Annotated in this window: 5 protein-coding genes; 2 read left to right on the top strand and 3 right to left on the bottom strand. The window is 60.0% G+C overall.

The window, feature by feature from the left end:
• On the top strand, positions 1–459 hold a 459-nt coding region (gene gspM, locus WB528_RS12035), incomplete at its 5' end, for a type II secretion system protein GspM (RefSeq protein WP_423888638.1).
• Positions 456–1,124 carry a hypothetical protein gene (locus tag WB528_RS12030; protein ID WP_423888637.1) on the top strand — a complete coding sequence of 223 codons (669 nt, stop codon included), beginning with the start codon at positions 456–458 and terminating at the stop codon, positions 1,122–1,124. The genes gspM and WB528_RS12030, both read left to right, overlap by 4 nt.
• A gap of 25 nt (positions 1,125–1,149) precedes the next feature.
• Here the strand turns inward: WB528_RS12030 and WB528_RS12025 are convergent, their stop codons facing one another.
• The 3 genes from WB528_RS12025 to WB528_RS12015 form a co-directional block, all read right to left on the bottom strand.
• On the bottom strand, positions 1,150–1,614 hold the full coding sequence (locus tag WB528_RS12025; RefSeq protein ID WP_423888635.1) for a prepilin peptidase: 465 nt from the start codon (positions 1,612–1,614) through the stop codon (positions 1,150–1,152).
• A 75-nt stretch (positions 1,615–1,689) separates the two neighbouring features.
• A complete protein-coding gene (locus tag WB528_RS12020; RefSeq protein WP_423888634.1) occupies positions 1,690–1,968 on the bottom strand; it encodes a hypothetical protein in 279 nt (92 codons plus the stop codon).
• A 141-nt stretch (positions 1,969–2,109) separates the two neighbouring features.
• Positions 2,110–2,997, bottom strand: a complete 888-nt coding sequence (locus WB528_RS12015; protein ID WP_423888633.1) for a hypothetical protein — start codon at positions 2,995–2,997, stop codon at positions 2,110–2,112.
• Between the last annotated feature and the right edge of the window lie 181 nt (positions 2,998–3,178).

Genomic DNA, 3,178 nt, shown 5'->3' with positions numbered 1-3,178 from the left:
GTGGCCGTCAGCTCCCTCGTCGACATGCTCAGCCAGCGGGCATCGGTCTCGGCAGCGGCCGCGATGCTGGAGCAACTGGAGGGCCGCAAGCCGCTTGCTGCTGGCGCGCGGTCGGGCGACGCCGGGGCGCCTGCGGGCTCGGTCTTTCTCGAAGGCGCGACGGTGACGGTTGCGGGCGCAGCGCTTCTGCAACGTGTCGCCAGCGCGGTAACAAAGGCCGGAGGCAATGTGCTGTCGTCCCAGCTTGACTTGCAGGGCCCGCACGCCAAGGCCGGCTTCGTCAGCATGGTCGCGAATTGCGAACTCGAGCAGTCGGCGCTGCAATCCCTGCTTTACGATCTGGAAGCCGGCATGCCGTTTCTGTTCATCGATCAGCTCGACATTCAGGTGGTAACCGCAGGCGAGGGCAAGTTGCGATTCCTGCTCGGGGTCTCCGGCCAGTGGCAGGGTGCAAAATGACCGTGCGTAAATATGCCATCCAGATTTTGGTGCTTGCTCTTCCACTATGCGCGGCCGCATCCGCTTCCATGGCCCTCTCCGATTCCCTGCTCGACGATCAGCCCGACGGCGCGAGGTCGAACGGTGCGGTTCCTTCGAACTGGAGCGAGCCCACCACGACTGTGGTGGAAGTGACCATTCCCCCGTCGAAGCCGCGCGCGCCCACTGAGCCCGTGCTGAGCGCCAATCCGCTATGGGCGATGCCGATCAAGCAATTCTCCACCACCCGCGATCGTCCAATCTTCCTGCCATCGCGCCGGCCGCCGGCACCGCCTGCTTCAGCGGTAACAGTGGCGAAGGCGATTGTTCCGCCAAAGCCGAAGGAGCCCGAGCAGCCGCAGCTTTCTCTGGTCGGCACGATCTCGGGCGACGACGACAAGTTTGGCATCTTTATCGATCAATCGACCAAGGCCGTGCTGCGGCTGCGGGTAGGTGAGGAATTTCAGGGCTGGAAGCTTCAATCGGTCCAGGGCAGGGAAGCGGCGTTTCAAAAAGATCAGCTGAGCTTCGTTGTGGCATTGCCGCAGCCGGGCCTTTCACAACCTTCCGTCGCGGTCCGCGAGGAAGTCCGGCCCTCTGAGGATGGAAAGCTGTTGGCGGGCAACGCGCGTCCGCGCAACCGGTAGGTTTCGGTTGGAAACGCCGGCGGTATCAGAAACCATATTGCTGAAGGACAAATGTCGCCAGCAGTCCCGCCGCGAGAAACGGCCCGAACGACAGAGATGTCTGGGCCGTGAGCGCGCGTCCTGACAGTTGCAGGACGCCGACACAGGCCAACGCCGTCATCGTCGCAACCAGCAACACGAGCGGAATGCCTGCAATGCCCACCCAAATTCCCGCCGCGCCCAGCAATTTGACGTCGCCCAGTCCCAGTCCCTGGACTCCCCTGAACGAAAAATAGAGCCGCCGCAGCAGCCAAAACAGGACGCCAATCACGACACCCTCGCCGACGGCTTCGATCGCGGCGTAGGCATCGCCGGTCATCGTGATTTTGAGAAGGCCAAGTGCGGCAATCGCCAGATTAAGCCAGTCGGGAATGATGCCGCTGCGGATATCGATCCAGGCGAGGATCGCGCACAGGGCGCACAGTAATGCAAGGGACAGCGGCGCAGCCATGGCGTTTCCCGATCACGAAAGATCGGTCAACCTCTAGCAGAGAGTAGCAGCAGAGGAAAAGGCTCGAACCGGCAGCTAGTTTAGCAGCTCTTGCAACGTAACCGCCTGCTGTTGGGAATAAAGCGCGATCGCCGTGTGGCTATAGTCGGGATGGGTGCCGCCTTCGGCAATCTGTTGCAGGATCGCGTCGCCTTTGATGACGTGTAATCCAAGTCCTTCGGGGGCAGGAAAAATGCCAAGGACGACGTCGTGCGCCCGGACGACGGCTTTCAACGCCCAGACCTTGTCGTGGGAAGCGCCGATGAAATGGCGCGTTTGGGCCGCGAGTTCGTGCAGCTCTTCAAACTCAGTCACCGCTTACTCCAACGCAACTAACTGCGCCAGATTGGCATGACATACTTACCGAAAGCTAAACTGGACGAACCAAAGCCGCAAAAAAGGGAGCGGCTTGCGCGAGTGGAATATGTGGCCGTTAGAGTTCGGAACCCTGCAGACCTAGCCGTCGTACTGATCCGGCCCCATCGCCCACGGCCACTGATCGTAACCCGCGGCAAAGGTGCGGTTGGTCTGGGCTGGATTGCGGTTGATGAGCGGCCGCAGGAACATCGGGTGCGTGGCGCTGCGCACCTCATGCTCGATGGTGAAGAGGTGTTTGCCGCTTGCAAGATCGACGATGTCGCGAAAGCGGTATTGATAGGGGTTGTCTTCGCTGAAGATGAGATCGCGCTCGGCAAGCGCACGATGCGGTCCGGAAAAATTCGTGACGTAGATCTGGACGTGGTGGCCGTCATATTCCGGTTGCGGCCGGTCGGTCTCGCGAAACAGCAAATGCTGGCTCTTGCCAACCTGCACGGAAGCAACGTTTGCATCGCCATTGGCAAATTGCGCCGGCATTCCCATGATCTTCGGATAGAAATCGCAAATGCCTCTGGCGCTGCCGGTGGGCACGTCGAACTCGACATAGGGGATGCCGAGCGTAATCCGTCCGAAACGATCGGCATCGGGCTCAAAGCAGCGAACGCGATTGCCCCAGGGGCAGATCGCCTCGACATAGTCGTTGTATTCCCTGAAGGCAAACTTGGTCCCTTCAAGCTTCTTCGCCACCGACGCCAGCCGCTCAAGCAGTGCTTTCCGTCCGGAAATGACAAGCGCGGTATAGCCGCGCAGCACCTGCGCCTCGCCGCTTGGCAGATGAAACTGGCTGCGGCCGACATTCACCCACATGTTGTCGTCGGACGTCATCAGATAGGGGTCGCGCGTCAGTCCCAATCCCGACACATAGAACAGCGTCGCCAAATGCTGATCCGGCACCTGAACATTGACGTGTTCGAGGTGGATCGAGTTACCCAGGTCCTCGGCGGTGCGGTCGAATTTGTGCGGCATGGCTGCGGTCCTGATACCAGTTATCCGATTCTAACATTCACATCCCGTTGCGGCGATCTCTTTTGCGAATGTTAGAATCAAAAGAACCACTGGCAAATATAGGGTTTCTAGTGGAGTTTTGGATTTGACATTCGCTTGGCGAGTGCGCGGCCAGATGGGTAGCGAATGTCAAGTCCACTAG

Source organism: Bradyrhizobium sp. (assembly GCF_049586575.1).
Taxonomy (GTDB): Bacteria; Pseudomonadota; Alphaproteobacteria; order Rhizobiales; family Xanthobacteraceae; genus Bradyrhizobium.
Note: the sequence above shows the minus strand (reverse complement) of the source record. Positions and strands in the feature narration are given on the sequence as shown.

Coding starts and splice junctions, on each gene's coding strand:
- WB528_RS12030 (WP_423888637.1), top strand. CDS start 456: ATGACCGTGCGTAAATATGCCATCCAGATTTTGGTGCTTGCTCTTCCA.
- WB528_RS12025 (WP_423888635.1), bottom strand. CDS start 1,614: ATGGCTGCGCCGCTGTCCCTTGCATTACTGTGCGCCCTGTGCGCGATC.
- WB528_RS12015 (WP_423888633.1), bottom strand. CDS start 2,997: ATGCCGCACAAATTCGACCGCACCGCCGAGGACCTGGGTAACTCGATC.